Raw genomic sequence first — 24,141 nt, 5'->3', positions numbered from 1 at the left:
GGGGGGTAACAAATATCAGGGTTGCCGAACTGTAACCGGAAGCGGTTAATCTTCATGCACCGGAGATGGTTAAAACTCTCTCAACGCGCGACCATCGAGCGGTCGTAATCAGCACTTTGCGGCGAGAAAGCGGCATTTTACCACGATTCCCGCCGCAATCGCGAGGTCTGGCTACTCCAGGAGCGGCGACCAGGCCGGGTCGGACGCGAAGCCCTGCGTGGCGACACGCTGTTCGTTATAGCCCGTGAGGTCGATGGAATAGAGCTGCGGACCGCCGGCCCCGCTCTCCTGGCGGAAGAACATCAGCACGCGGCCGTTGGGCGCCCAGGTCGGGCCTTCATTGTGGAAGCCCGAGGTGAGGATACGCTCGCCCGAACCGTCCGGCTTCATCACGCCGATCGAGAACTTGCCGCCCGACTGCTTGGTGAAGGCGATGAGGTCGCCGCGCGGTGACCAGACCGGCGTGGAATAGGAGCCGTCGCCAAACGAGATACGCGTCTGGCCGGAACCGTCGGCGCCCATGACGTAGAGCTGCTGGCGGCCGCCGCGGTCGCTTTCGAACACGATGCGCGCGCCGTCCGGCGCATAGGACGGCGAGGTGTCGATGGCCGGCGTCGAGGTCAGGCGCGTCGTGGTGCGCGAGCGCAGGTCCATCGTGTAGATATTGGCGTTGCCTTCCTGCTGAAGGCTCATGATGACGCGCTGGCCATCCGGCGAGAAGCGCGGCGCGAAGGTCATGCCGGGGAAGTTGCCGACCACCTCTCGCTGCCCGGTTTCCAGCTGCAGCAGGTAGACCCGCGGCTCCTGACCCTCGAACGACATATAGGTGATTTCCTGGCGGCTCGGCGAGAAGCGCGGCGTCAGCACGATATCGTTGGAATTGGTGATGGCGCGCGCATTGGCACCGTCCTGATCCATGATGGCGAGCTGGCGCTTGCGGGCCGTCTTCGGGCCGCTTTCGGCGACATAGACGACGCGGGTATCGAAATAGCCCTCTTCGCCGGTGATTTCCTTGTAGATCGCGTCGGCGATGATGTGGGCGAGACGGCGCCAGTTTTCCGGCTGCGTGAAATACTGCTGGCCGGTGATCTGGTTCTGCGCCGTGGCATCCCACAAGCGGAACTGCGCCTTCAGGCGGCCATCGGCCTCCTGCGTAACGCGGCCGGTGACGAGCGCCTGCACGTTCAAGACGCGCCAGTCTTCAAAGCGCGGCGCTGCGTCCGGATTGGTGATCTTCTCGATGAAGGCCTTGCGATCGACCGGCGCGAACAGGCCCGACCGCTTGAGGTCGGCGGCCACGACGTCAGAGATCTTCTGCCCCATCTCCCCTTGCAGGAAGTCAGTGATGGCGATCGGCAGCGGCTCGACATTGCCCCGGTTGATGTTGATCTCGACGCGCGCATGCGCAGGCACGGTCGCAGCAGCGACCAGACCCGTCAGCGCGACGAAGAGCCGGAAAAAGGTGCGTCTAAGCATGGTTACGGAGCCTCTCAGCAGTCCATTCGGTATGGTGACGGCCATCCCACGAAGCGATGGCCGGAGTGATTTCGATGATAGAGCCGGCGGTCACAGCAGCATGTCCGACGGATCGAAGTGGATGACGACTTCCTGCCAGGAATCGTACTTCTCGGCAGGCAGCTTGAAGGGCGCGGAGCGGCGCACGGCGCGCGTGGCGCTGCCGATCATCGCGCGCTGCGAGGTCGGCGTGCCCCCCGTCGCTTCGACCTCGGGCTGGCCGACGATCTCGCCCTGCGGATCGAGCTGGATCGTGACCGTGATCACCATGCCCTGAAGATCCGCCATACCGGGAATGATCGACCAGTTCTTCTGGATCATGCCCTTCAGTGCGTCCATCTCGCTCAGGGACAGCGTATTGCCGGTCGTCGTCTTCTTGCCGCCCAGCGCCGCCTTGTCCTGCGAGCGCTTGGCGCCACCGCCGGAGGATTCGGTCTTGTTGAGGAGGGCTGCCACCTCGTCGGCATTGAAGTCGCTTTCCTTCTGGGATGACGTCTTCTTCTGCTCCTTGGGCGCCGCATCCGTCTTGCGATCGGGCGTCTTGGCGGTCTGCGCGGCAGCGGTTTCCTCGACCTTCGGGCGTGCGGTCGGGGCTGGCACGTTCTGCGGCAGGGCCGCGGCGTCCGGGGCCTCTGCCGGCGTCGGCTCTGCGGGGGTCGGGGTCGGTTCCGGCGTCGGCTCGGCCTTCGCTTCCGGCTCCGGCTTCGGATCGGGCTTGGGGTCCGGCTTCACCTCTTCCTTGGGCGCCGGCAGGGCGGCGACCTCGGTTGCGGGTTCGGCAGGCGGCTTTTCGGACGGCTTGACCTCTTCCTTCACCGGATCGGGCGACGGCGGTGCATCCTCCGATTTCGGCGGTGCGGCGGAGGCCTGATTCTCGATCGGCTTGGAAACCGGCTTCGGTGGCGTCTTCATATCGACGTCGTTATCGCCGACATTCTCGGCTTCCGGCAGCGTCTGCGGCTTTTCGGAAGGCTTGGGCGCGGATTTCTCCGCCATGGGCGCCTTGAGGTCGCCCTGCTGGATCTGGCTCATCTCGCTGATGATTTCAACGGGAACGGATTCGACGGCCGCAACCTCGAGAGGCTTCGGACTGCCGAGCGAAACCAGCGCCCAGGTGAGCACCAGTCCGTGAAGCACAGCGGAGGTTGCGATGCTGCCCTTCATGTCAAAGGCTCACTTGTCCGTTTCCTGAAGGGTCACGAGACCCAAGTTCTTGAAGCCGGCAGACGAAATGCGCGCCATGACCTTCATGACCGTTCCGTAGTCCGCATTGGTGTCGCCGCGCACGTAGATGCGCTCCTCGTAGCCGGTCTTGGCGATGGCCTCGAGCTTCGGCACGACCTCCTCGATGGTGATCGGGCTTTCCTGCAGGAAGATCTCGCCGGCCGGATTGACCGAGATCGTGATCGGCTGCGTATCGGAATTCAGCGCCTTGGCCTGCGTTTCCGGCAGGTCGATCGGCACGCCGACGGTCATCATCGGTGCGGCCACCATGAAGATGATCAGCAGCACCAGCATGACGTCCACGAAGGGCGTTACGTTGATTTCGCTCATCACGGCCTTGCCGCCGCGTCCGCGACCACGCCCGCCGCGTCTGCCGCCCGAGCCCTTGGATCCGCCCACTGCCATACCCATCGTCGAGGTCTCCGTCAGTGTTCTTTATTGCGCCGCCTGGCGCGGCTGCAGCTTTTCGTCGATCTGGCGCGACAGAATCGCGGAGAACTCGTCGGCAAAGCCTTCCATGCGGGAATTGATCTTGCCCGCATCCGCCGTGAACTTGTTGTAGGCGATAACCGCGGGAATAGCGGCAAGCAGGCCGATGGCGGTGGCGAGCAGCGCTTCCGCGATACCCGGCGCCACGACCGCGAGGTTGGTGGACTTCGAACCGGCGATGGCCTGGAACGAGGTCATGATGCCGATGACGGTACCGAAGAGACCGACGAACGGACCGGCCGAACCGATGGTGGCGAGCGAGCCGAGCCGGGCTTCCAGCGCTTCGGATTCGCGCGACAGCGTCACGTCCATAGCGCGGTCGATGCGCATCTGCAGGCCGATCGGCGACCGTGCGCCGCGCTCGAAGCTCTTCTTCCACTCGCGCATGGCCGATACGAAGATCGCGCCCATGCCGGAGGTCTGGCGGTCGGACAGGGTGCGGTAGAGCTCTTCCAGCGACTGGCCCGACCAGAACACCTGCTCGAAACTATCGAGCTGGCGACGGATGCGGGCATAGCGAATGGTCTTGTCGACCACGATGGCCCAGGTCCAGACCGACGCGGCCATGAGCCCGAGCATGACCAGCTTCACGACGAAACCGGCCTCCATGAAAAGAGACCACAACGTCACGTCCGTGGTCACAGCGGCCAATCCAGCCTGTTCCATGCTATCAAATCCCCGAATCCGGACGCCCGGCAAGAGCCATCACATGCTCGACGCCAGGTCGCTCAAACGTCATTGTTATCAAGTTCGCCCCGGCAGCCCGCCGCCGATCGCACACGTGCAATCCAAGCTTCGGGCAAACCTTTCCCGCGTAATCTTGGTCAAAGGATGACGTGCACTGCACAAAATCCCGTGGCTTGATAAGACATCATTATGGTTAAGGGAGTGTTACCACGCGAGCGTCTGCCGCTTGCAACCCGCGTGAAAGCGCGGTCACGGGTCCGGCAAGACCGTCAGATATCCGCACCCAACGAGCGGAAGAGCGTGCGGTATTGGTCAGTGGCGCTTTCCCAGGAGAAATCGCGGGCGCGCAGGAGGCCGTCTGCTGCAAGCCGCGTCCGCAAAGCATCGTCACGCATGAGCGCCACGATGCCGTCCGCGATCGCGGTGTCGGAGGTGGGATCGACCAGAATGGCCGCGTTGCCGGCGATCTCGCCCGTGGCGGTGGCCGACGCCGTCAGCACCGGCGTGTTGCAGGCCATGGCCTCGACGATCGGCAGGCCGAAACCCTCGTAGAGCGAGGGAAACAGAAAGGCCTGCGCACCCGCCATCAGCGGCCCCATATGCGCCTCGTCGACATAGCCGATCAGCTTCGTGCGCGGCACGTCGGGAAGGGATTGGACATCGCCGAAGACATGCGCGCGCCCGAGATTGCCGGAGACGACGAGCGCGATATCCGCGTCAAGCGCACGCTGCGCCATCGCCCAGGCCCGCAAAGTCGCTGCCAGGTTCTTGCGCCGGTCGGCGGTCGCCTGCAGCAGGAGGTATCGTTCGGGCAGGTCGAGGGCTGCTCGGGTGGCCGCGATTTCGTGCGGCAGGTAGGGGCGGAAATGGCGGCTAACGCCGTTCGGGATGACGTCGATCCGGCTTTCATCGATCGGAAGCGTCGCCGCGATGCGCTGGCGCGAGAATTCCGACACCGTGACGACCCGCGCCACGCGCTTGACCAGCACCGGCAGCAGCGCCTTGTAGAAAGCCGTGAACGACCGGGCGAAAAATTCGGGTACATCCAGAAAGGCGACGTCGTGGAGGGTGACGACCTGGTTTCCCATGGCGACGGGCCCGGTGGCCGAGGGCGACCAGAGAAGATGACCGCGCGCGCGGACCGGCAGCACGCATTGCTCCCAGGCATGCGCTTTCATGCCGCCGAGCGGGCGATCCGGCACGATTTCCGTCATCGGCCCCAGCCGCGTGGCGATCTCGGCGGCAACCCGCTGCTGGCCACCCATGGCGAATTTCGTGACCCGGGCGTTGACGGCTATCTTCATGGACATCCCCTATCGCCTTATTCAGTAGCATCCGGGAATGAAGCTTCGGTTAGCAGCCGCGACCGCGCGAACGGGTTGCCTCAGCCCAGGAATTTCGCGGCCAGCGCTTCCGGCAGGCGTCGCGGACGCCCGGCGGCATTGATGACGGCGATGATGACCTTCGCGGCGATCAGCAGGCGATCGCTGCTGAGGATCTGCTGTTGCAGAACCATCTTCGCGCCGCCGGCCTTTTCCGTCACTGTGCGGATGTCGAGGATATCGTCCATGCGGGCCGGCAGGCGAAAGTCGATCTCCATGCGGTGGACGACGAAGACGAGGCCCTCGGCATCGGCCGTCAACAGCGCCCGCTGCTCGACGCCGAGGCAGCGCAGGTAATCCGTGCGGCCGCGCTCGAGGAAATGCAGGTAGCGGGCGTGATAGACGAGGCCGGAGAAATCCGTGTCTTCGTAATAGACCCGCTGGTGGAGCAGATGCCCGTCGTCGCCGAGCCGACCCGCAATCGAGAAATCCACGTCCTGCCGCCTCTTTGCCGCCGTCATCATCCCTGTGCGGTCGTTGTGGCGCAAAGAACGCATCGCGACAAGCATTGAACAACTGTCATGATTTCTAATTACAGCGGTGAAGGCGCAAAATTCGTTCGGGATACGGCTGCCGCCGACCGACATTCTCTCCAGGAGGCGACGTCATGAAGATTGCAGTGATGGGCGGAGACGGGTTCATCGGCTGGCCGACGGCCCTGCACCTTTCGGAAGTGGGCCATGACGTCCATATCCTCGACAATCTCTCCCGCCGATGGATCGACACCGAACTCGGGGTGCAATCGCTCACCCCCATGGACTCGATCCAGGAGCGCACGCGCATCTGGCATGCCGAGACCGGGCGCCGTATCCATTTCAACCTGATCGACCTCGGGCGCGACTATGAGCTTCTGAAGAACTGGCTGGCCGAACATCGCCCGGACGCCGTCATCCACTTCGCCGAACAGCGCGCCGCGCCCTATTCGATGAAGAGCGACCGGCACAAGAACTACACGGTCAACAACAACGTATCCGCCACGCACAACCTGCTCAACGCGCTGGTGGAGCTGAACCTCGACGCGCATCTGGTGCATCTGGGCACCATGGGCGTCTACGGCTATTCGACCGTCGGTGCCGCCATTCCCGAAGGCTACCTGCCGGTCGGGATCACCACCGAGAGCGGGGAAACGGTGAGCCAGGATATTCTTTATCCGGCGAACCCCGGCTCGATCTACCACATGACCAAGTGCCTCGATCAGCTGCTGTTCCAGTTCTACGCCAAAAACGACGCGTTGCGCATCACCGACCTGCATCAGGGCATCGTCTGGGGCACCCACACCGCACAGACCCGCCGCCACGAGCAGCTGGTCAACCGCTTCGACTATGACGGCGACTACGGCACCGTGCTGAACCGCTTCCTCATCCAGGCCGCCATCGGCTATCCCCTGACCGTGCACGGCACCGGCGGGCAGACCCGCGCCTTCATCCACATCCAAGACTCCGTGCGCTGCATCGAGCTGGCGCTGAAGAACCCACCGGCGCGGGGATCGCGCGTCGAGATCTTCAACCAGATGACCGAGACGCACCGGGTGCGCGACCTCGCCCGCATGATCGGCGACATGACCGGCGCCGAGATCGCCTGGCTGCCGAACCCGCGCAAGGAAGCGCCGGAAAACGAACTGGTGGTGAAGAACGACAAGTTCCTCGATCTCGGTCTTGCCCCGACGAAGCTGAAGGACGGCCTGCTGTCGGAGATCGTCGATGTGGCGAAGAAATACAGCTATCGCGTCGATCGCAGCCGCGTTCCCGCCGTTTCCGCCTGGACGAAGGACATCGCCGCCAAGATCGTCCACGATCCGGAAGGGCGCCGGCTGAAATCCGTTTCATGAGCGGGGGCGGCAAACACGCCTTCGTTACACTGGTGACCAATGCGGATTATGCGATGGGCGCGAAAGCGCTCTGCCGCTCGATCCGCTGCACCGGCACGGCGGCCGATATCGTGGTTCTCCATACGCCGGCCGTCGCGATGGCCGCGCTCGCGCCGCTGGGCGAGTTCGCTGTGCGGCTGGTCAAGACCGATCTGCTGCCACTGTCGGACGCGTTCAACGAGCGACATGCAAGACGCAACGTGCATGCTGCAGCGCCCTTCACCAAAGGCCGGAAGCCCGCCTTCCACTCGCCGCTCGACAATTTCTGCAAGCTGCGGCTCTGGCAGTTGACGGAATACGAGCGCTGCATCTTCATCGATGCGGATGCATTGGTGCTGAAGAACATCGACAAGCTGTTCGCCTATCCGGAATTCTCGGCTGCACCGAACGTCTATGAAAGCCTTGCCGATTTCCACCGGCTGAACTCCGGCGTCTTCGTCGCGAAGCCGTCGGAGGAGACGTTCCGGGCGATGCTGCAAAGGCTGGATGCGCCGGACGCCTTCTGGCCTCGCACCGACCAGAGTTTTCTGCAGGCCTTCTTTCCCGACTGGCACGGCCTGCCGGTGACGATGAACATGCTGCAATATGTCTGGTTCGCGCTGCCGGCTTTGTGGGACTGGCCCTCCATCGGCGTCCTGCACTACCAGTATGAAAAGCCGTGGGAGACGGATCACCCGAAGGCGGAGGCGCTGAAACCGCTGATCGACATCTGGCATGCCTTCCACGACGGCTACGACATTCCCGATATCGCGAGCCTTTCCGGCCCCTCCTCCGGCGAACGAGCCGGCTGATGCGGGTTCTGGTCTCGGGCGCAACGGGTATCGTCGGGCGGTTCGTGGTGGAGCATTTGCTGGCGCAGGGTCATGAAGTGGTGGCCGGCGTCAGAGATGTAACCACCGCCCTGCCCTTTTCGCAGCCTGTCGAGACCACGCTCCTCTCGCTGGACCCCACCGCGCCCCTCCCCGCCTTCGATGGATGCGACGCCTTCGTCCACGCTGCCTTCGAGCATGTGCCTGGTCGATATCGCGGTGGCGAGGGGGACGACCCTGATGGTTTTCGGCGCGCCAATGTCGGTGGCTCATTGCGGCTGTTCGAGGCCGCGAAGCAGGCCGACGCCCGGCGCTGCGTCTTCCTGTCGAGCCGCGCCGTCTACGGTCGCCAACCGGCGGGAGTCCTCCTGAGCGAGGATATGGAGCCTGCACCGGAGAGCCTTTACGGCATCGTCAAATGGGACGCGGAACAGGCGCTCGCGGCGCTTCATTCGGATAACTTCATCACGGCAAGCCTTCGCTCCACCGGCGTCTACGGCCTGCTCCCCGGCATGCCGCACAAGTGGGAAACGCTGGCGCGCGATTACCTCGCCGGCCGGCCGATGGAGGATCGGGTGGGGACCGAGGTGCATGGCGACGATCTCGCCGCCGCCGTTCTCCTGCTGCTGACCGCCGATGCAGCCCTCGTCGGTAACAGAGCCTTCAACGCCTCCGACCTCCTGACGAGCCACCACGACGTCCTCTCGGAACTCCAGCAGGCCACGGCCTGCATCCACCCGCTACCCGAGCCGCTCGACAAAAGCCTCTTCAGCCGGATGGACACGGCCCGCCTGCGTTCGCTTGGCTGGCACCCTGGCGGGAACGCCCGCTTCCGCGCTGACATCGCAGCCCTCGCAGAACGCCTTGCCACCGACCTGTAAGAGCCCGACTGCCGAAGCCCTCCTCACGGCTTACTGCTTACGGCTCACCACTCACTCTTTCCCCATCTTCCCCTTCTGCTTCTCCGCCCAATCCCGCCCGGCATCGCCACCCCAAAGCAACCAGGCGATGTATCCGGCGGACGGATCGCTGTCGTCGCCGAAATTCTTGGCGCGCTTATCGACCTTGTGGCGGGAGAAGTAGCTCGACATGCGTTTGATCGTATCGGCCGAGAGATTGACGCGGTTCTTCAGATCGCGGGCACGGGCGACGCCGATCTGGGTGCCGCCGCGCTTGAACTTTTCGCGAAGATCGAGGCCTTTCTCGGCTGCCTTGGCGACGGCCTCCGGGGGAACGTGATCGCCGGCCATCAGCTTGCGCTCAGTTCCGAATGGCTTTTGAGCACATGCGCGCCATCTTCCTGGCTGATGAGATAGGCCGGCTCGTCGGTCGAGGCCTTGCGCTTGATCTTATGGCCCTTGATCGTGCGCTCGACATCCTCGGTGAAGCTCTCGTCCACCTTGCCTTCCGCCATACCCTGCCCCCATTTCCACGAAACGGTGGTGCCCTTGGTAAATTTCTTCATCGCTCGCTCCTCTGACGCGACTGTCGGTCGCTTCAAGAAATGCGCGCGCGGGAAACGGGTTCCGTCAGATCAGGTCGAGATCGCCATCGTGCCAGACGACGTGCCGACTGGTCTCCGGCAAGGTCTCGATCTCCTCGGCGATGAAATAGGGCGGGATGTCGAGCGCCCGGAGTGCGGCGACCGTCGCCGGCACCCATTTGAACTCGAGATCGCTCTTGCCGTCCCGGTTGCGATGCACGATCTCGGTCGGGTGGAACGGAAAGACCGTGGGCACGGTCATGAGGTAGTAGAAACCGATCTCGTGAAAGTCGCGCGCCTCGTAGTGGAAGAAATTCTCGACTGTCCAGAGCAGCCGCCCGACGGTGACATCGACGCCCAGTTCCTCCTGCATCTCGCGGCGAAGCGTCGCCTCCGAGGTCTCGCCGATTTCGGCGCGACCGCCGGGAAAGGTCCAGAACGTCTCATGCACCGCCCGATGGACGAGCACATACCCGTCGCGAAAGCCGAGCCCGGCAATCCGGAAATTGAAACGCTTGCTGCCGGAATCGAGCCGGACCATCTTGCGCTTGCTCATCAGCCCAACTCCACGACGGTGATCTCCGGCGGCGAACCGAGCCGGACGGGAAGGATGGACGTGCCGAGCCCGCCGGAGACGACGAGATGCCGGCCGTCCTCGACGATATGACCATAGGCATAGCGGCTGCCATAGCGCGAGGGCACGACGGGAGAAAAGCCGAACAGCCGGATCTGCCCGCCATGCGTATGGCCGGACAGCGTAACCGCGACACGCTTGGGAACAGTGGGGAAAATATCCGGCTCGTGCGCCATAAGAATGACCGGTGCGTCATCCGTCACGCTTGCCAGCGTGCCGGCGAGATCGTCGAGCCCGGTGGCCGGAAAGAGTTGATCCGCGAGACCAGCCAGCCAGAAGGCGTGACCGTCTTTTTCGAGCCGCACTGCCCGGTTGCTATAGAGCGGCACGCCGAGGCGATCGAGCACGGCCTGGACGATCCCCGGCCTGCCCGTCTCCATGGCTTGGGGATCGTCGAGCCAGTCATGATTGCCAAGAATGGCGTGAACGCCGAGCGGCGCACTCAAGGGACGCAGCGCCTCGCCCCAGGCCTCCGGCGGCACCTGCGAGCCCAGACGCATGCCGGATAGAAAGTCCCCGAGCAGCAGGATCATGTCGCCGCTAAGGCCGTTCGCCTGATGGGCAATCTCGGCGATCCGCGACGCAGGCATATAGGGGTCGCAGGCGTGGATATCGCTGACCAGCACGAGCCGCAGCGTCAGACCCTGCGGCCAGCCCGGCGGCGTCATCCGGTGCGTGACGACACGGGGACGGCCGCGCGGCTCGATGCCGATCGCATAGGCGCCGGTGGACAAGGCCGCCAGCACGAACGCACCGAATGTCTTCAGGAGCCCGCGCCGGGAGAGCACTCAGTCGTCCTCCTGGAACAGGCGGAACTGCGAGGCTTCCAGATCCTTGGGCGGCACGAGGCCGAGATGCTTCCAGGCATTGACAGTCAGCACCCGTCCGCGCGGCGTGCGCTGGATGAAGCCCTGCTGGATCATATAGGGCTCGATGATATCCTCGATCGCATCGCGCGGCTCGGACAAGCCCGCCGCGATGGTTTCGATGCCGACGGGGCCGCCGCCGAAATTGAGCGCGATCATGGTGAGGTAGCGCGTGTCGAGCTGGTCGAAGCCCATATTGTCGACGAGCAGACGCGTCAGCGCCTCATCGGCGATCTGCCGCGTCACCGCCTCGGCCCGGGCGACCTGCGCGAAATCCCGCACACGGCGCAGAAGCCGCCCGGCGATGCGCGGCGTTCCGCGCGCGCGCCGCGCGATCTCGCGAGCGCCATCGTCGGTAATGGCAAGCCCCATCAGCCGCGCACCGCGCCGCACGATCAGCTCCAACTCTTCCACCGTGTAGAAGCTGAGGCGTACGGGGATGCCGAAGCGGTCGCGCAGCGGCGTGGTGAGCAGGCCGAGCCGCGTGGTGGCGGCAACCAGCGTGAACTTCGACAGGTCGATCTTCACGGAACGCGCCGCCGGGCCCTCGCCGATGATGAGGTCGAGCTGAAAATCCTCCATGGCGGGATAAAGGATTTCCTCGACCGCCGGGTTCAGCCGGTGGATTTCGTCGATGAAGAGCACGTCGCGCTCCTCGAGATTGGTCAGGAGTGCTGCGAGATCGCCAGCCTTGGCGATGACGGGGCCGGAGGTCGAGCGGAAATTGACGCCGAGTTCCTTGGCCATGATCTGCGCAAGCGTCGTCTTGCCAAGGCCGGGCGGACCGACGAACAGCACGTGATCCAGCGCCTCGCCGCGATGCTTCGCCGCCTCGATGAACACCTTCAGATTGGCGCGCGCCTCCGCCTGGCCGGTAAACTCGTCCAGCGACTGCGGCCGAAGCGCGGTATCGAGATCCTCCCCGCGTTTTTCGGGAGAGATCAGGCGGGTGTCGTCTGTCATGCGAGAAGTTCCATTCCGGGGATGAGGCTTGCAGCCTTCCGGTCAAACGTAACGATTTTCTCGCAGCCGGCTTGCTTGGCAAAACCTGCGATGAGGACGTCCGCAATATCGATTTTCGCAAATTCATCTGACGAAAAGACGCCTTTTATGACATCCGAATCCTCGAAAACGATCTCGCGACTGGCCATCAAGCCTTCAAACAGTGTTGCGATCTCATGGTTTTTGAAACCATAGCTCCTGCTCAGGACCCAACAGGCTTCGGCGAACACGAAGGTGGAAATATAGGCCGGATCAGCAGCCGATCTCGAACGGAAGAACGCGACTGCGCTTTGGTTCTGCCTAGGGTCATCCGTCATCAGAAAGCGGAGAAGCACGTTTGTATCGATTCCAATCACGCGTGATCCTCCGGTCGTCATCGGCCACCGCCTGGGCAATGGCATCGTCCATCTCTTCGATCGTCAGGCTCACGCCATTGGGAGCGCGACCGAGAATGCCGGCAAACTCCATGATGCTTCTGGTCTTCGCCCGGATTTTGACCTCGCCATCCTCGATGATGAAATCCATATGATCGCCCGGATTGAGGTCCAGATATTTCCGGACTTCGATCGGTATCGTCGTCTGTCCTTTGGATGTCAGTTTCGCAGAATAGCCCATAAGACGCTCCATTCCTTACCTTCACACTATAGTAAGGAATCCCCTCGCAGACAAGGAATCACTGCGACAACTCCCTCAGGCCCAGGCGGATCAGCTTGGCGCTATCGGCACCCTCGCCGCCGTTCCGGAGTGCCGCGGCAATGGCGTTGGCGGCCTGATCGCGGGAGTAGCCGAGATTGGTAAGGGCGGAGACCGCATCCGCGACGGGCGCCGGCACGGCGCCTTCGCCGAGTTCCTGCTTGAAGCCGATGCCGGCTGCGGCATCGCCGGCAAAGGCGGGTGCCTTGTTCTTCAGCTCGGTGACGATGCGCACCGCCACCTTCGGGCCGACGCCGGGTGCGCGCGAGATGGACGTCTTGTCCTGCAACGCGATGGCATTGGCGAGTTCGCCGGGGGTGAGGACGGAGAGGACGGCGAGTGCGACCTTGGCGCCGACGCCCTGCACGCTCTGGAGCAGGCGGAACCATTCGCGCTCCAGCGCGGAGAGGAAGCCGAACAGGCGCAGCTGGTCTTCCCGCACATAGGTCTCGATGAACAGCACCGCTGCCTCGCCGGACGTGCCGAGCTTGCCAAGCGTACGCGCCGAGCAATAGGCGACATAACCGACGCCATGGACGTCGATCACAACATGGTCGTCGCCGATCTCGTCGATCGTGCCCTTCAACTTGCCAATCATCCGCTGAGGTCCCCGAGAAAAAGAAGAAAGCTTACAGGCCATCCGTCATGACGGACGCGCCGCAGGCTGTCGAGAGCAACAGCGCCCTAGATGAAACCCCGTCACGCCGTGGCGGCCGCGATGCGATGGGCGAGACTGCCGGCGAAGCTCTGGCGGTTGTGCGCGTGGCAGATGGCGATCGCCAGCGCATCCGCTGCGTCGTTGCCCTTGAAGGTCGCCTTGGGCATCAGAACCTTGATCATCATGTGGATCTGCTGCTTCTCGCCATGCCCGACGCCGATCACCGATTTCTTGACGGCGTTCGGCGCATATTCCGCCACCTTCAGCCCGGCGCGGGCCGGCACCAGCATGGCGATGCCACGGGCCTGACCGAGCTTCAGCGTCGCCACCGCATCCTTGTTGACGAAGGTCTGCTCGACGGCCGCTTCGTCCGGCTTGTGGAGATGGATGATATCGGCCAGCCCGTCGTGCAACTGGCAGAGCCGCGAGGCGAGATCCGCATCGCCATCCGACAGGATGGTGCCGGAACCCACGAAGCGCAACGTGTTGCCCAGCGTGTCGATCACGCCCCATCCCATGCGCCGGAGCCCGGGATCGATACCGATAATGCGAATCGTGGATTGCATGAAAATATCCTAGCCTTTGCACCCGGACGCTGCCAGCAAAATGTGAACAAAACAAAAACATCCACTATAAGCGCGTTCGAGGCCGCCCTTGGATTTAGGGTGCGGGCCACTTACATGACCATCACGTTCATCAATTGAAGGCCGTTCGCCATGGTCCCCTTTTCCATTCTCGACCTGTCGCCGATCACCAGAGGCAGCACTGTTTTACACGCGCTCGACAACTCGCGGCGACTGGCGCAGGAGGCCGAGTTCGCCGGTTACGAGCGGTTCTGGCTGGCAGAACATCACGGCATGAGCGGCATTGCCAGTGCCGCGACCGCGCTCGTGATTTCGCATGTGGCGGCGGGCACGAAGACGATCCGCGTCGGCTCCGGCGGCATCATGCTGCCCAACCATTCGCCGCTCGTCATCGCCGAACAGTTCGGCACGCTCGCGGCGCTCTATCCGGGCCGTATCGACCTCGGCCTCGGCCGGGCGCCGGGCACGGACATGCGCACGGCGGCGGCGCTGAGGCGCCACATGGAGGGAAGCGCCAATGCGTTCCCGAACGATGTCGTGGAACTGCAGGGGCTGCTCGGCACGCCACGCGAGGGCGAGGTGATCGCCACGCCGGGTGCCGGCACCAACGTGCCGATCTGGCTTCTCGGGTCCAGCCATTACAGCGCACAGCTTGCCGGCATGCTCGGCCTGCCCTTCGCCTTCGCCTCGCATTTTGCGCCGGACATGCTTTTTTCGGCGTTGGAGATCTACCGCGAACGCTTCGAGCCATCGGCTATTCTCGACAAGCCCTATGCCATGGTCGGCATCATGGGCGTGGCCGCGGATACAGACGAGGAGGCGCACCATCTCTTCACCTCGATGCAGCAGTCCTTCGTGGCGCTGCGCCGCAATGCTCGCGGCCAGTTTCCACCACCGGTCGACAGCATGGACGGTCTCTGGAACGCGTCGGAGAAGGGCTTCGTCGATCATGCGATGACCTATGCCATCGTCGGCGGGCCGGAGACGGTGCGCCGGAAGACGCAGGCGTTCCTCTCGGATACGCGCGCGGACGAACTGATCATCTCCATGCCGGTCTTCGACATGGAGGCCCGGCTGACGTCGGTCCGTCGTTTTGCAGAAGCGCGGCAGGAACTTGCCGCCGCCGCATAATGTCGGCTCAGCCGCGCAGACTGGCGGCAGCGCGGCGAAGATCGCCGGTTACTGCCGTCTGCTCCCCGGCATCCACACTCTCCGCCACGACGACGCGACCGCGGCCGAGCGATTTCGCCTGATAGAGAGCATCGTCTGCCGACCGGAAGGCGACATCGCGGCTCGTTTCCGGGCTCATGACGTGGCAGAGCCCGAACGAGGCAGCGATTTCGATGCGATGGCCCGGCGGGTAGGCGCCCGGCAGATACATCGGCGCCGACAACGCCTCCCCGAGCCGCCAGCAGGCGGCTTCCGCATCTGCAATGGTGATCGACGGCATCAGAATGGCAAACTCGTCGCCGCCCAGACGGAAAAGGCGGTCCATATCACGTGTATTGGCGCGCAGCCGCGTTGCGACGGCGCGCAGCAGATCGTCGCCGATCGCGTGACCGAAGGTATCGTTGACACCCTTGAAACCATCGAGATCGAGGCAGGCCACGACGAACGGCCCCGACGAAATTGACTCCAGATACGCAGCGTCCAGCAGCGCCCGGTTTGCAAGACCCGTCAGGACATCATGCGTCGCGGCATGCGTCATCATGCGTTCGCGACCGACCAGCATCTGGGCGGTCGTCTGCGAGATGCGCACCAGCAGGAAGCCGCCGACGAGGAGCACGACGAAGACCGTGAGAACGAGCGGCGTCGCCTGATAGAGCATGTCGCGCGCGGGGGTCGGTGGCCGCCACGAGAGGACCTGTATCTCGCCATCGGGCCCGACCGCGATTTCCGACCGAGCGCGCTCCGGTGCGACCTCGCTCAAGGGGCTGACACGGGCATCATCGAGCAGGAACCGCGTTCCGAAGAAATCCTGCAGGCTGCTGCCGATGGGCATGGCGGTGATCAGCACGGGCGCGCGAGGGCCGCTGACCTGCGCCGTACCGAAATCCGGCTGGAAGAGGCTTGCCGACAGCAGCACGGCATCCTGCCCGATGACCTCGATCCGGCTGATGGCGATGGGCTTCGGGATGCCCTGCCCCTTCGGCCCGGCTTCGCGCTTGCGCACGTCGGCCACGAGCGGCTCGGCGTCGGCAACGATCCGCTCCGCGCCACGGGCGAAGAAAGGCCGCAATTTTACCGTCTCATCCGTGCGTGCGTAAAGAAGGGAGTCGTCGGGCTTCAGAACCGCGGCAAAGCGCGTTCGCGACGTTCCGATCAACGAGGAGCCGACGTTTCGATCCGTCCACTCGAAATCGAACGTGTTGTCGAGCTTGGCGATCGCCTCGTCCCAGATGGTCCACGAGGTCAGTGCGAATTCGATGTCGGCGATCCAGAGCGCGAGATTGCGCTCGACCAGCGTCTCCTGCTGAACCCGCGCCTCGCCGTCGATCCGCGCCGCGCCGTAATAGGGAACGGTCGCCATGGCGGCAATGAAAAGGGCGACGCCGCCGATGGCGGGCCCGATCAGTCTGAGGTGAACGAAACGCATCGCCCGGCCCGCTTTCCATCCAGCATTCAGGTTGGACCTGCGCGGAAACCGCGCATCGGAAGCAACATGGGCCTCCGCCAGTCCGTCGGCCGACGCGGGAAACGCCTCGATGACAACGAGGCGTCGGCAGCAGCAGACGGGCTGCATGCTGACCGACAGACATTACGATTAAGTTAGCACGGGCGTACTCTCACGCCGAAAACAACCACTGCGAGAGGTTATTGCAACCTGTGGATCAGGCGGAAAGCTTCGCCATGACCTCGTCCGACACTTCGAAATTGGCGTAGACGTTCTGGACGTCGTCGTCGTCTTCCAGCGTGTCGATGAGCTTCATCAGCGATTCCGCCCGTTCTTCGTCGACGGGAACGCTGTTCTGCGCCTTCCAGATCGCCTTCACCGTCTCGGCTTCGCCGAGCGTAGCTTCCAGCGCCTTGGCGACCTCGCCGATATCCTCGAAACCGCAGATGATCGTGTGGCCATCCTCGTCGCTGGTGACGTCCTCGGCACCGGCTTCGATAGCGGCTTCCATCACGGCGTCCACTGTCCCGACATCGGGCTTGTAGGTGATTTCGCCGACGCGATCGAAGGAGAAGGAGACCGAGCCGGTCTCACCCAGCGCGCCGCCGGCCTTGGTGAAGGTCGAGCGGACGTTGGAGGCGGTACGGTTGCGGTTGTCGGTCAGTGCCTCCACAATGACGGCGACGCCGCCCGGGCCGTAGCCCTCATAGCGGATTTCGTCATAGTTCTCGCTGTCGGCACCCGATGCCTTCTTGACGGCGCGCTCGATATTGTCGCGCGGCATGGACTGGGCCTTGGCATTCTGGATGGCAAGGCGCAGGCGGGCATTCATCGAGGGATCGGGAAGGCCGGCCTTGGCCGCGACGGTGATTTCGCGCGCGAGCTTGGAAAACATCTTGGAGCGCACGGCATCCTGGCGGCCCTTGCGATGCATGATGTTCTTGAACTGTGAATGGCCGGCCATGGCGCCCTCTTGGATAAACTCTGCCGATGATGGGATCGGGCCGCCTTATAATTTCATCCGGCCGGTTCGTCCAGCCTGTTGTCCGGCTCATCGCGGGTGCAAAGCCTCAAAGGCCCTGGAGAACCATGATCAGCGGCTTTTTGGGCAGAGTGCGCAGAGAGACGGTGACGGTGGCGCTGTCGGCCACTGTGCGGTCGAAGCCGGGACCGAAGAGGCCGAGGAAGCTTTCGACCGGCGGACCGCGCCGGTGCATGGGCAGGATCAGCGCGGAGCGCAGCCGGGTGACCACGCGCACCATGCTCTCCGCCCCCATGGTCAGCCCGCCATCCACAGGCACCATCACCACGTCGAGCCTGCCGATCTCGGCATAGTCCGTCTCGTCGAGCTCGTGATGCAGGTGGCCGAGATGGCCGATGCAGAGGCCGGCGACCTCGAAGATGAAGATCGAATTGCCGTCCGGCTCCATCGCGCCGCCATAGCCGGCGCGAATGTCGGTCGGCACATTGCGGATATAGGCGTCGCCCACGACGAGATCATGATCGGCGGCATTGCCGTCGTCGCTCCAGCCGTGCAGCACATGGGCGATCTCAGGCCCCGGCGTCAGTGTGTAATGGGTCGAATGCGCCTTGTTCATCGTCGCCACCATCGGCGGCTGCGGCGGCCGGTGAAAGCCGGAATAGTCGGTCGCGATCGTCACCCCACCCGGCGTTTCCAGGAGGAAGGTGGAGTGGCCGAGAAAGGTGATGGCGACCGTCTGGTCGCGGGCTGCGGCCTGCTGCAGAGAGGATGCAAAGGGATCGGCGCTCGCCAACTGGACGAAACCGGCGTCCGGCAGCGCCCGCGCGATGGCCTGGCACTGGCTGACCGCCGGCTGCTGCGCGAAGGTGGGCACCTGCAGGAAGGCGATGCCGGCTGAGACAAGAACAGCACAGGTGAGAACGGCAGATCGCAGCATGGCACATCCTGACCCCGGTTCGGCCTTGTTCGGCGGTGGCGTCAGGATATGCGCAGGCGCATTGCGGTAAAGAGGCGACGCGTCACGATTGCGTCATTGCAAGGCGGCTGGTTTCAGGGCTTGGCCGAGCGTAGCACCGTGTTGATCCGCTCTTCCCAACCCTCGCCGGTCGCCCGGAACTTGGCAAGCACGTCGCCATCGAGATCGAGGGAAACGCGTTCCTTCGACGCTTCCCGTTCCGCTTCCACTTCCGCTCGCCGGATGCTCTCTGCGAGATCGGGAAAGACCTCGGCGAAAGGGCGGCCGGTTGAGATCTGCTCGTCCGTCAGTTCCGGGTGATCGGGATCCGCGAGGATTTCCGCTTGGATATCGGCCTCCTCCTCGTCCGACAGGTTTTTGTAGGCTGGTTTAGACGATGCCATAAGCGCGCCTCTCCTTCTTGCTTGCCCGCCGCATGGAAAGGACCGACAATCCCTCACGACCCAACGGAACGAAGATCACGGAGATGAGATTGGGACCGATCGGTCCGATCGCAACCTTCCGACCCTGTTTCGCCTCGAAGATCCTGGCGGCAACGAAGAAGGAATGCTCGATCAGATCGAAGTCATATCCGTGCTTCCGGATATTGCTCCGGCGTTTGATCTCGTCGAACACACTCCGCCAGGCGCGCCAAGTGGTCTTGGTCGGCAACAGAAAATGCGCTCTGCCGGCTGATGTCAATATGCGAAACATCTCATATTCCGCATCGAGACGAACCCTCCCGTCACGCCCAGAAGGACGGCACCGTTTCCGCAAGACGCGGGCCGATACGCAAGGGGGCGATGGCTTCGGCGAGGCCCGTGCGGTCGGAGATCTCGACGCCGACGCCGCAGATCGTGGCGGGGCCGGATGCCGCTTCGAAGCGGCCCTTCGGCATCTTGGAGATGAAGCGGTTGAGCGGCTCTTCCTTTTCCATGCCGAGCGAGGAATCGTAATCGCCGCACATGCCGGCATCCGAGAGATAGGCCGTGCCGCCGTTGAGGATCTGGTGGTCGGCGGTCGGCACATGCGTGTGGGTGCCGACGACGAAGCTGGCGCGGCCATCGACGAAATGGCCGAAGCACTGCTTCTCGCTGGTCGCCTCGGCATGGAAATCGAACACGATCGCGTCCGCCTGCTCCGTCAAGGGGCATGCGGCGAGAATGGCCTCGGCCGACTTGAAGGGATCGTCGAGTTCGGGATGCATGAACACCCGGCCCATGATGTTGGCGACGAGCACGCGCGCGCCGTTGCGGGCGAAATAGAGGCCGGAGCCGCGGCCGGGCGTGCCGGCGGGATAGTTGGCAGGCCGCAAGAACTGGTCATGCCGCTGGCAGAAGGTCACGGCCTCTTTCTGGTCCCAGACATGGTTGCCAGTGGTGACGACATCGGCACCGGCATTGATCGTCTCCAGAAAGATATCCTCGGTGATGCCGAAGCCGCCGGCCGCGTTCTCGCCATTGACGATGACGAAGTCGAGTTTGAGGTCGGAGACGAGGCCCGGAAGCTTTTCCCAGACCGCCGTCCGGCCCGTCTTGCCCACCATGTCGCCGAGGAACAGAAGTCTCATATCAGATCGATCTCGCCTATGGAGCACCGCGCGTCGTTCATGACGCGCAAAGGTCGCTCCAACACGTTACACTTGCTGCCGCTACGTCTCGATCAGGCCCTCCTCCGTCAGGATGGCGTCAAGCGGGATGTCGTGCGGCTCGAAAGGCACTGATGCCACTTCCTGGCAGGCGAAAGCAATCCCGATCAGTCGCGGGCGCTTGCCCAGCGTGTCGAGACGCGCGATGGCGCGATCATAATGGCCGGCACCATAGCCGATCCGGTGCCCGACGCGATCGAAGGCGGAAAGCGGTACCAGCATGAGATCCGGATCGACCACCGCCGCCGTCTCGTCGGGTCCCGTGGTGCCGAACCCGGTCTTCACGACGGACGCGCCGGCAAGATATTCGCGAAAGACGATGGTTTCACGGTCGAGAACGACGGGAAGGCAAAGGCGGGCACCGATGGCACGCAGTCCCTCCATGAGAGGCCGGATGTCAGGCTCGGAACGGATCGGCCAGAAGCCGGAGACCATCGCGCCGGCAGGATCGAAGACCTGACGAAAGGACGGCGCACCTATGTGACGCAGCATGGCAGCGGCACCGTCGGCCCGCGCCTCCGATGATAGGGCATCCCGCAGCGCCAGCCGTTCGGCGCGCAGGCGGGCCTTCTGCTCTCTGGGTGGTAACGTCATGATCTCCCCTCACATCCGCCATCCGGTTTGAACGGTCTACCGGGCGAGATCAAGATGTCGCTTGCCGCGAGGACGTCGCCGCCGCACTGCCGGCAACCTGGACTGAAGAAAGGAGGTAAGGTGCGATCCGCACAACCGATGGATTTTTACGATCCTGGGTGCCTACAAACGTAGGTGGGCGCCATATGCCCAGGCCCACGAGCCTGGACAGGGACAGCTCCCGTTGGATCGAGTATGGCCCCAGGGATTGTGGTTCCTGTCGTGAAGCGCAGACCGCAAGAGGGAATATAGAGTGCTTCGGCGCGGCATGCCAGAGCCGATTGCGAAATCGGGCCAGAGCCGATTGCGAAATCCAGACGTGACGTCCGAAAACGGCTGCTTACCGCGGATGGGCCGGTGGCTGCGCAGGCTGGGCGGGCGGCGCGGGACGGTTGACGATGCGGGCGGCCAGGCCCTGGATCTGGGTGGTGACTTCGCCAAGCGCGGATGCCAGCGCCTCCTCGGCCTCGGCTTCTCTGGCGACGGCGGCGTCGCGGGCACGCTTCAGCCCATCCACTTCGGCCTCCAGCGCCTTCAGACGGCGATCCACCTCGGAAAGTTCGTCCGTCACCATGATGGCCGCCATCACCGTCAGGCGGAGATCGCCGATCTCGCCGAACTGGCCCTTGAGATGGCTGACATACTGGTCGAAACGCAGAGCGAGATCGGTGAGATGCCCCTCCTGCCCCTCCTCGCAGGCCATGCGATAGGCCTTGCCGTCGATCGTCACGGTGACTTGCGCCATTGGCTAACTCCCGGCCCGAGGCCCGTTGACGAATGATATCGGGGGGATCACCGGTCGAGAACCGCGCGGATGGTTTCCATGGCGGTCACGAGACGGCGTGAAACCTCGCGATTGACCTCTTCGAGGCGATTGGCGCGGAATTGCGACTGGTCGAGTTCCTGCGCGAGCCGCGCCCTGTCCGTGTTGACCCGGCGAACCTCGCCCTCGATCTCCACCCGGTCGCGCTCGCGGTCCAGCCGGCCGTCGATCACGCTCTCCAGACCGGCGACGGCCCCCTTCAGCTCGTCGATTGCCGCCCTGACTGTCTTCCCTGCCGCCATCGTGTCTGCTTCCAATCCATGGCCGGGGCACCGAATCGGCAAGGCGCGCCCTTGTCAAAGCCAATCGCACTATTAGACTCAATCCATCGGACGACACAACGCCAGCCTGTCAGCTTCAGGCTGGAAGCTGTGGATCAAGCACGATTTTTCGTGCTTCGACAGGGCCTCGACGCCTGCCGTCTTTGTTGACTCCACCGGGCGAGGTGCTATGTCTCACCCGCTTCCGATGCGGTCTTTGGAGGATAGAGACCGTTCCCTGATCATCAAGCTTAAGCGGAACAGTCATGATCTCGAATGAACAACACGACCGGATGGCGAATGCGATCCGTTTTCTGGCCATGGATGCGGTGGAGAAGGCCAATTCCGGCCACCCCGGCCTGCCCATGGGAGCGGCCGATATCGCGACCGTCCTTTTCACCAAATACCTGAAGTTCGACCCCAAGAACCCCAACTGGCCCGACCGCGACCGTTTCGTCCTGTCGGCCGGCCATGGCTCGATGCTGCTCTATGCCCTGCTCTATCTCACGGGCTATCCGGACATGACAATCGAGGACATCAAGCAGTTCCGTCAGCTCGGCTCCAAGACCGCCGGCCACCCGGAATTCGGCCATGCCACGGGCATCGAGACGACGACCGGCCCGCTCGGCCAGGGCATTGCCAATGCCGTGGGCATGGCGATCGCCGAGCGCAAGCTCGAACAGGAGTTCGGCTCGGACCTGCAGGACCATTACACTTACGCGCTCTGCGGCGACGGCTGCCTCATGGAAGGCATCAGCCATGAAGCGATCGCGCTTGCCGGCCACCTGAAGCTGAACAAGCTCGTGCTCTTCTGGGACAACAACTCGATCACCATCGACGGCGCCGTATCGCTGTCGGACTCGACCGACCAGATCGCCCGCTTCAAGGCGGTGCACTGGAACACGATCGAAGTCGACGGCCACGACCAGAAGGCGATCTCCGACGCGATCGAAGCCGCCCATAAATCCGACCGCCCGACCTTCATCGCCTGCAAGACCGTCATCGGCTTCGGCGCACCGAACAAGGCCGGCACCCACAAGGTTCACGGCTCGCCGCTCGGCGCGGAAGAAATCGCCGCAACGCGCAAGGCCCTGAACTGGGAAGCCGAAGCCTTCGACACGCCCGCCGACGTTCTCGACGCCTGGCACAGTGCCGGCGAGCGTTCGGTCCAGGCCCGCAAGGCCTGGGAAGCGCGCCTGTCGTCCACCGATGAGACGAAGAAGGCCGAGTTCACCCGCCGTTTTGCGGGCCAGCTGCCGGCCGGCTTCGACAAGGCGATCGACGACTACAAGAAGAAGCTCGCCGAGAAGCCGCCGACAATTGCGACCCGCAAGGCGTCCGAGGATGCGCTGGAAGTTATCAACGGCTTCCTGCCGGAAACGCTGGGCGGCTCCGCCGACCTGACGCCGTCCAACAACACCAAGACCAGCCAGATGACGTCGATCACGCCGACGGACTTCGGCGGCCGCTACATGCATTGGGGCATCCGCGAACACGGCATGGCCGCGGCCATGAACGGCGTCGCGCTCCATGGCGGCCTGATCCCCTATTCCGGCGGCTTCATGATCTTCTCGGACTATTGCCGTCCGTCGATCCGCCTCGCCGCGCTGATGGGCATCCGCGTCATCCACGTGCTGACGCATGACTCAATCGGCGTGGGCGAAGACGGCCCGACGCACGAGCCGGTCGAGCACATGGCAGCGCTGCGGGCGATCCCGAACCTCGTGATGTATCGCCCGGCCGATGCGGTCGAGACGGCGGAATGCTGGCAGCTGGCACTGGAAGACCACAAGCGGCCCTCGGGCCTGGCGCTCACGCGTCAGAACCTCGCCCCGGCCCGCACCACCTACACGAAGGAAAACCTATCCGCCAAGGGCGCCTACGAGCTGGTGTCCGACGCGGACGCCAAGGTTGCGATCTTCGCATCCGGCTCGGAAGTCGAGCTTGCGCTTCAGGCCGCGACGGCCCTGAAGGAAAAGGGGACCGCCGTTCGGGTCGTGTCCGTACCGTCCTTCGAGCTGTTCGAAGACCAGCCGGCCGACTACCGCAGGGCGATCATCGGCACCGAACCGGTCAAGATCGCGGTGGAAGCCGCCATCCGTCAGGGATGGGATCTGTTCATCGGTTCGGACGGCGACTTTGTCGGCATGCACTCCTTCGGCGCCTCCGGCCCGGCCAAGGAACTCTACAAGCACTTCGGCATCACCGCTGACGCGATCGTCGCGGCGGCCGAAAAGAAGCTGGCCTAAGTTCGGCGGGGCGCGTCCGACGCGCCCCGTTTTTCATCTCTGCCGGCGCACGGACCGCGCCTTTATCAATCGTGCCTTTTCTTA

Annotated in this window: 29 protein-coding genes and 1 other RNA gene; 5 read left to right on the top strand and 25 right to left on the bottom strand. The window is 63.8% G+C overall.

The window, feature by feature from the left end:
- Positions 1-171: 171 nt before the first annotated feature.
- The 6 genes from tolB to ybgC all read right to left on the bottom strand — a co-directional run bounded on the left by tolB (position 172) and on the right by ybgC (position 5,731).
- Positions 172-1,476, bottom strand: coding sequence for a Tol-Pal system beta propeller repeat protein TolB (tolB, locus tag C8J33_RS19550; protein ID WP_165910725.1), 1,305 nt, complete (start codon positions 1,474-1,476; stop codon positions 172-174).
- A gap of 90 nt (positions 1,477-1,566) precedes the next feature.
- Positions 1,567-2,679: a cell envelope integrity protein TolA gene (locus C8J33_RS19545; protein ID WP_132665068.1), complete on the bottom strand. Its 1,113-nt coding sequence runs from the start codon at positions 2,677-2,679 to the stop codon at positions 1,567-1,569.
- Positions 2,680-2,688: 9 nt separating this feature from the next.
- Positions 2,689-3,150 carry a protein TolR gene (gene tolR, locus C8J33_RS19540; protein WP_092930245.1) on the bottom strand — a complete coding sequence of 154 codons (462 nt, stop codon included), beginning with the start codon at positions 3,148-3,150 and terminating at the stop codon, positions 2,689-2,691.
- A 24-nt stretch (positions 3,151-3,174) separates the two neighbouring features.
- Positions 3,175-3,894 carry a protein TolQ gene (gene tolQ / locus C8J33_RS19535; protein WP_110730015.1) on the bottom strand — a complete coding sequence of 240 codons (720 nt, stop codon included), beginning with the start codon at positions 3,892-3,894 and terminating at the stop codon, positions 3,175-3,177.
- Positions 3,895-4,184: 290 nt separating this feature from the next.
- Entirely contained in the window at positions 4,185-5,219 is a 1,035-nt protein-coding gene (locus tag C8J33_RS19530) for a glycosyltransferase family 4 protein (protein WP_165929843.1), read from the bottom strand.
- Positions 5,220-5,299: 80 nt separating this feature from the next.
- Positions 5,300-5,731, bottom strand: a complete 432-nt coding sequence (gene ybgC, locus C8J33_RS19525) for a tol-pal system-associated acyl-CoA thioesterase (protein ID WP_422038677.1) — start codon at positions 5,729-5,731, stop codon at positions 5,300-5,302.
- Positions 5,732-5,904: 173 nt separating this feature from the next.
- Between ybgC and C8J33_RS19520 the strand changes: the two genes are divergently transcribed.
- Genes C8J33_RS19520 through C8J33_RS19510 form a run of 3 tightly spaced genes read left to right on the top strand, consistent with a single transcriptional unit; the run spans position 5,905 to position 8,854 of the window.
- On the top strand, positions 5,905-7,125 hold the full coding sequence (locus C8J33_RS19520) for an NAD-dependent epimerase/dehydratase family protein (RefSeq protein WP_110800761.1): 1,221 nt from the start codon (positions 5,905-5,907) through the stop codon (positions 7,123-7,125).
- On the top strand, positions 7,122-7,955 hold the full coding sequence (locus tag C8J33_RS19515) for a glycosyltransferase (RefSeq protein WP_132665066.1): 834 nt from the start codon (positions 7,122-7,124) through the stop codon (positions 7,953-7,955). Before C8J33_RS19520 ends, C8J33_RS19515 begins: the two co-directional genes overlap by 4 nt.
- Entirely contained in the window at positions 7,955-8,854 is a 900-nt protein-coding gene (locus C8J33_RS19510; protein ID WP_165929842.1) for an NAD-dependent epimerase/dehydratase family protein, read from the top strand. The genes C8J33_RS19515 and C8J33_RS19510 overlap by 1 nt, the downstream gene beginning before the upstream one ends.
- Before the next feature lie 51 nt (positions 8,855-8,905).
- Here C8J33_RS19510 and C8J33_RS19505 read toward each other — a convergent pair whose 3' ends face one another.
- From C8J33_RS19505 to ruvC, 9 genes are all read right to left on the bottom strand, one after another.
- On the bottom strand, positions 8,906-9,223 hold the full coding sequence (locus C8J33_RS19505) for a hypothetical protein (protein ID WP_132665065.1): 318 nt from the start codon (positions 9,221-9,223) through the stop codon (positions 8,906-8,908).
- Positions 9,223-9,438 carry a DUF2945 domain-containing protein gene (locus tag C8J33_RS19500; protein WP_132665064.1) on the bottom strand — a complete coding sequence of 72 codons (216 nt, stop codon included), beginning with the start codon at positions 9,436-9,438 and terminating at the stop codon, positions 9,223-9,225. Before C8J33_RS19500 ends, C8J33_RS19505 begins: the two co-directional genes overlap by 1 nt.
- 64 nt (positions 9,439-9,502) lie before the next feature.
- Positions 9,503-10,012 carry an NUDIX hydrolase gene (locus C8J33_RS19495; protein ID WP_132665063.1) on the bottom strand — a complete coding sequence of 170 codons (510 nt, stop codon included), beginning with the start codon at positions 10,010-10,012 and terminating at the stop codon, positions 9,503-9,505.
- Positions 10,012-10,878: a metallophosphoesterase gene (locus C8J33_RS19490; RefSeq protein ID WP_132665062.1), complete on the bottom strand. Its 867-nt coding sequence runs from the start codon at positions 10,876-10,878 to the stop codon at positions 10,012-10,014. The genes C8J33_RS19495 and C8J33_RS19490 overlap by 1 nt, the downstream gene beginning before the upstream one ends.
- Positions 10,879-11,919 (bottom strand): Holliday junction branch migration DNA helicase RuvB, encoded by a 1,041-nt coding sequence (ruvB, locus tag C8J33_RS19485; protein WP_110800766.1) that lies wholly within the window; start codon positions 11,917-11,919, stop codon positions 10,879-10,881.
- Positions 11,916-12,314: a PIN domain-containing protein gene (locus C8J33_RS19480; RefSeq protein ID WP_165916991.1), complete on the bottom strand. Its 399-nt coding sequence runs from the start codon at positions 12,312-12,314 to the stop codon at positions 11,916-11,918. The genes ruvB and C8J33_RS19480 overlap by 4 nt, the downstream gene beginning before the upstream one ends.
- On the bottom strand, positions 12,265-12,585 hold the full coding sequence (locus tag C8J33_RS19475; RefSeq protein ID WP_245507216.1) for an AbrB/MazE/SpoVT family DNA-binding domain-containing protein: 321 nt from the start codon (positions 12,583-12,585) through the stop codon (positions 12,265-12,267). Before C8J33_RS19475 ends, C8J33_RS19480 begins: the two co-directional genes overlap by 50 nt.
- 46 nt (positions 12,586-12,631) lie before the next feature.
- Positions 12,632-13,249, bottom strand: a complete 618-nt coding sequence (gene ruvA, locus C8J33_RS19470; protein ID WP_132665061.1) for a Holliday junction branch migration protein RuvA — start codon at positions 13,247-13,249, stop codon at positions 12,632-12,634.
- 101 nt (positions 13,250-13,350) lie between these two features.
- Entirely contained in the window at positions 13,351-13,875 is a 525-nt protein-coding gene (ruvC, locus tag C8J33_RS19465; protein ID WP_110730003.1) for a crossover junction endodeoxyribonuclease RuvC, read from the bottom strand.
- Positions 13,876-14,025: 150 nt separating this feature from the next.
- On the opposite strand from ruvC, the gene C8J33_RS19460 reads away from it, so the two are divergent.
- Positions 14,026-15,024, top strand: a complete 999-nt coding sequence (locus C8J33_RS19460; protein WP_132665060.1) for an LLM class flavin-dependent oxidoreductase — start codon at positions 14,026-14,028, stop codon at positions 15,022-15,024.
- 7 nt (positions 15,025-15,031) lie between these two features.
- Here C8J33_RS19460 and C8J33_RS19455 read toward each other — a convergent pair whose 3' ends face one another.
- The 10 genes from C8J33_RS19455 to C8J33_RS19410 all read right to left on the bottom strand — a co-directional run bounded on the left by C8J33_RS19455 (position 15,032) and on the right by C8J33_RS19410 (position 21,790).
- Positions 15,032-16,489, bottom strand: a complete 1,458-nt coding sequence (locus C8J33_RS19455) for a diguanylate cyclase domain-containing protein (RefSeq protein ID WP_165929841.1) — start codon at positions 16,487-16,489, stop codon at positions 15,032-15,034.
- A 235-nt stretch (positions 16,490-16,724) separates the two neighbouring features.
- Complete coding sequence (locus tag C8J33_RS19450) at positions 16,725-17,471, bottom strand: YebC/PmpR family DNA-binding transcriptional regulator (protein ID WP_132665058.1); 747 nt, start codon at positions 17,469-17,471, stop codon at positions 16,725-16,727.
- A 106-nt stretch (positions 17,472-17,577) separates the two neighbouring features.
- The gene (locus C8J33_RS19445) at positions 17,578-18,426 is read right to left on the bottom strand and encodes an MBL fold metallo-hydrolase (RefSeq protein ID WP_132665057.1); all 849 of its coding nucleotides are present in this window, start codon (positions 18,424-18,426) and stop codon (positions 17,578-17,580) included.
- A 113-nt stretch (positions 18,427-18,539) separates the two neighbouring features.
- A complete protein-coding gene (locus C8J33_RS19440; RefSeq protein WP_132665056.1) occupies positions 18,540-18,848 on the bottom strand; it encodes a BrnA antitoxin family protein in 309 nt (102 codons plus the stop codon).
- Positions 18,835-19,158, bottom strand: a complete 324-nt coding sequence (locus tag C8J33_RS19435) for a BrnT family toxin (RefSeq protein WP_132665055.1) — start codon at positions 19,156-19,158, stop codon at positions 18,835-18,837. Before C8J33_RS19435 ends, C8J33_RS19440 begins: the two co-directional genes overlap by 14 nt.
- Before the next feature lie 31 nt (positions 19,159-19,189).
- Positions 19,190-20,014, bottom strand: a complete 825-nt coding sequence (locus C8J33_RS19430) for a TIGR00282 family metallophosphoesterase (RefSeq protein ID WP_132448504.1) — start codon at positions 20,012-20,014, stop codon at positions 19,190-19,192.
- A gap of 81 nt (positions 20,015-20,095) precedes the next feature.
- Positions 20,096-20,686: a 5-formyltetrahydrofolate cyclo-ligase gene (locus tag C8J33_RS19425; RefSeq protein ID WP_132665054.1), complete on the bottom strand. Its 591-nt coding sequence runs from the start codon at positions 20,684-20,686 to the stop codon at positions 20,096-20,098.
- Positions 20,687-20,806: 120 nt separating this feature from the next.
- Positions 20,807-20,964, bottom strand: a non-coding RNA gene (gene ssrS, locus C8J33_RS19420) — 6S RNA.
- A 101-nt stretch (positions 20,965-21,065) separates the two neighbouring features.
- The gene (locus C8J33_RS19415) at positions 21,066-21,470 is read right to left on the bottom strand and encodes a cell division protein ZapA (protein ID WP_132448506.1); all 405 of its coding nucleotides are present in this window, start codon (positions 21,468-21,470) and stop codon (positions 21,066-21,068) included.
- Positions 21,471-21,517: 47 nt separating this feature from the next.
- On the bottom strand, positions 21,518-21,790 hold the full coding sequence (locus C8J33_RS19410; RefSeq protein ID WP_092935696.1) for a DUF4164 domain-containing protein: 273 nt from the start codon (positions 21,788-21,790) through the stop codon (positions 21,518-21,520).
- A 284-nt stretch (positions 21,791-22,074) separates the two neighbouring features.
- Here C8J33_RS19410 and tkt point away from each other — a divergent pair, with 284 nt between their 5' ends.
- A complete protein-coding gene (tkt, locus tag C8J33_RS19405) occupies positions 22,075-24,057 on the top strand; it encodes a transketolase (protein WP_132665053.1) in 1,983 nt (660 codons plus the stop codon).
- The last annotated feature ends 84 nt before the right edge of the window (positions 24,058-24,141 follow it).

Source organism: Rhizobium sp. PP-CC-3G-465 (genome assembly GCF_004343445.1).
Taxonomy (GTDB): domain Bacteria; phylum Pseudomonadota; class Alphaproteobacteria; order Rhizobiales; family Rhizobiaceae; genus Ferranicluibacter; species Ferranicluibacter rubi.
The sequence above is the reverse complement of the archived record's forward strand: the minus strand, read 5'-3'. Positions and strand labels throughout refer to the sequence as shown.

What these genes read in the sequence shown, in the direction of transcription:
- tolB (WP_165910725.1), bottom strand. Translation starts at nt 1,476, where the DNA reads ATGCTTAGACGCACCTTTTTCCGGCTCTTCGTCGCGCTGACGGGTCTG.
- C8J33_RS19545 (WP_132665068.1), bottom strand. Translation starts at nt 2,679, where the DNA reads ATGAAGGGCAGCATCGCAACCTCCGCTGTGCTTCACGGACTGGTGCTC.
- tolR (WP_092930245.1), bottom strand. Translation starts at nt 3,150, where the DNA reads ATGGGTATGGCAGTGGGCGGATCCAAGGGCTCGGGCGGCAGACGCGGC.
- tolQ (WP_110730015.1), bottom strand. Translation starts at nt 3,894, where the DNA reads ATGGAACAGGCTGGATTGGCCGCTGTGACCACGGACGTGACGTTGTGG.
- C8J33_RS19530 (WP_165929843.1), bottom strand. Translation starts at nt 5,219, where the DNA reads ATGAAGATAGCCGTCAACGCCCGGGTCACGAAATTCGCCATGGGTGGC.
- C8J33_RS19520 (WP_110800761.1), top strand. Translation starts at nt 5,905, where the DNA reads ATGAAGATTGCAGTGATGGGCGGAGACGGGTTCATCGGCTGGCCGACG.
- C8J33_RS19515 (WP_132665066.1), top strand. Translation starts at nt 7,122, where the DNA reads ATGAGCGGGGGCGGCAAACACGCCTTCGTTACACTGGTGACCAATGCG.
- C8J33_RS19510 (WP_165929842.1), top strand. Translation starts at nt 7,955, where the DNA reads ATGCGGGTTCTGGTCTCGGGCGCAACGGGTATCGTCGGGCGGTTCGTG.
- C8J33_RS19505 (WP_132665065.1), bottom strand. Translation starts at nt 9,223, where the DNA reads ATGGCCGGCGATCACGTTCCCCCGGAGGCCGTCGCCAAGGCAGCCGAG.
- C8J33_RS19500 (WP_132665064.1), bottom strand. Translation starts at nt 9,438, where the DNA reads ATGAAGAAATTTACCAAGGGCACCACCGTTTCGTGGAAATGGGGGCAG.
- C8J33_RS19495 (WP_132665063.1), bottom strand. Translation starts at nt 10,012, where the DNA reads ATGAGCAAGCGCAAGATGGTCCGGCTCGATTCCGGCAGCAAGCGTTTC.
- ruvB (WP_110800766.1), bottom strand. Translation starts at nt 11,919, where the DNA reads ATGACAGACGACACCCGCCTGATCTCTCCCGAAAAACGCGGGGAGGAT.
- C8J33_RS19475 (WP_245507216.1), bottom strand. Translation starts at nt 12,585, where the DNA reads ATGGAGCGTCTTATGGGCTATTCTGCGAAACTGACATCCAAAGGACAG.
- ruvA (WP_132665061.1), bottom strand. Translation starts at nt 13,249, where the DNA reads ATGATTGGCAAGTTGAAGGGCACGATCGACGAGATCGGCGACGACCAT.
- ruvC (WP_110730003.1), bottom strand. Translation starts at nt 13,875, where the DNA reads ATGCAATCCACGATTCGCATTATCGGTATCGATCCCGGGCTCCGGCGC.
- C8J33_RS19460 (WP_132665060.1), top strand. Translation starts at nt 14,026, where the DNA reads ATGGTCCCCTTTTCCATTCTCGACCTGTCGCCGATCACCAGAGGCAGC.
- C8J33_RS19455 (WP_165929841.1), bottom strand. Translation starts at nt 16,489, where the DNA reads ATGCGTTTCGTTCACCTCAGACTGATCGGGCCCGCCATCGGCGGCGTC.
- C8J33_RS19450 (WP_132665058.1), bottom strand. Translation starts at nt 17,471, where the DNA reads ATGGCCGGCCATTCACAGTTCAAGAACATCATGCATCGCAAGGGCCGC.
- C8J33_RS19445 (WP_132665057.1), bottom strand. Translation starts at nt 18,426, where the DNA reads ATGCTGCGATCTGCCGTTCTCACCTGTGCTGTTCTTGTCTCAGCCGGC.
- C8J33_RS19440 (WP_132665056.1), bottom strand. Translation starts at nt 18,848, where the DNA reads ATGGCATCGTCTAAACCAGCCTACAAAAACCTGTCGGACGAGGAGGAG.
- C8J33_RS19435 (WP_132665055.1), bottom strand. Translation starts at nt 19,158, where the DNA reads ATGTTTCGCATATTGACATCAGCCGGCAGAGCGCATTTTCTGTTGCCG.
- C8J33_RS19430 (WP_132448504.1), bottom strand. Translation starts at nt 20,014, where the DNA reads ATGAGACTTCTGTTCCTCGGCGACATGGTGGGCAAGACGGGCCGGACG.
- C8J33_RS19425 (WP_132665054.1), bottom strand. Translation starts at nt 20,686, where the DNA reads ATGACGTTACCACCCAGAGAGCAGAAGGCCCGCCTGCGCGCCGAACGG.
- C8J33_RS19415 (WP_132448506.1), bottom strand. Translation starts at nt 21,470, where the DNA reads ATGGCGCAAGTCACCGTGACGATCGACGGCAAGGCCTATCGCATGGCC.
- C8J33_RS19410 (WP_092935696.1), bottom strand. Translation starts at nt 21,790, where the DNA reads ATGGCGGCAGGGAAGACAGTCAGGGCGGCAATCGACGAGCTGAAGGGG.
- tkt (WP_132665053.1), top strand. Translation starts at nt 22,075, where the DNA reads ATGATCTCGAATGAACAACACGACCGGATGGCGAATGCGATCCGTTTT.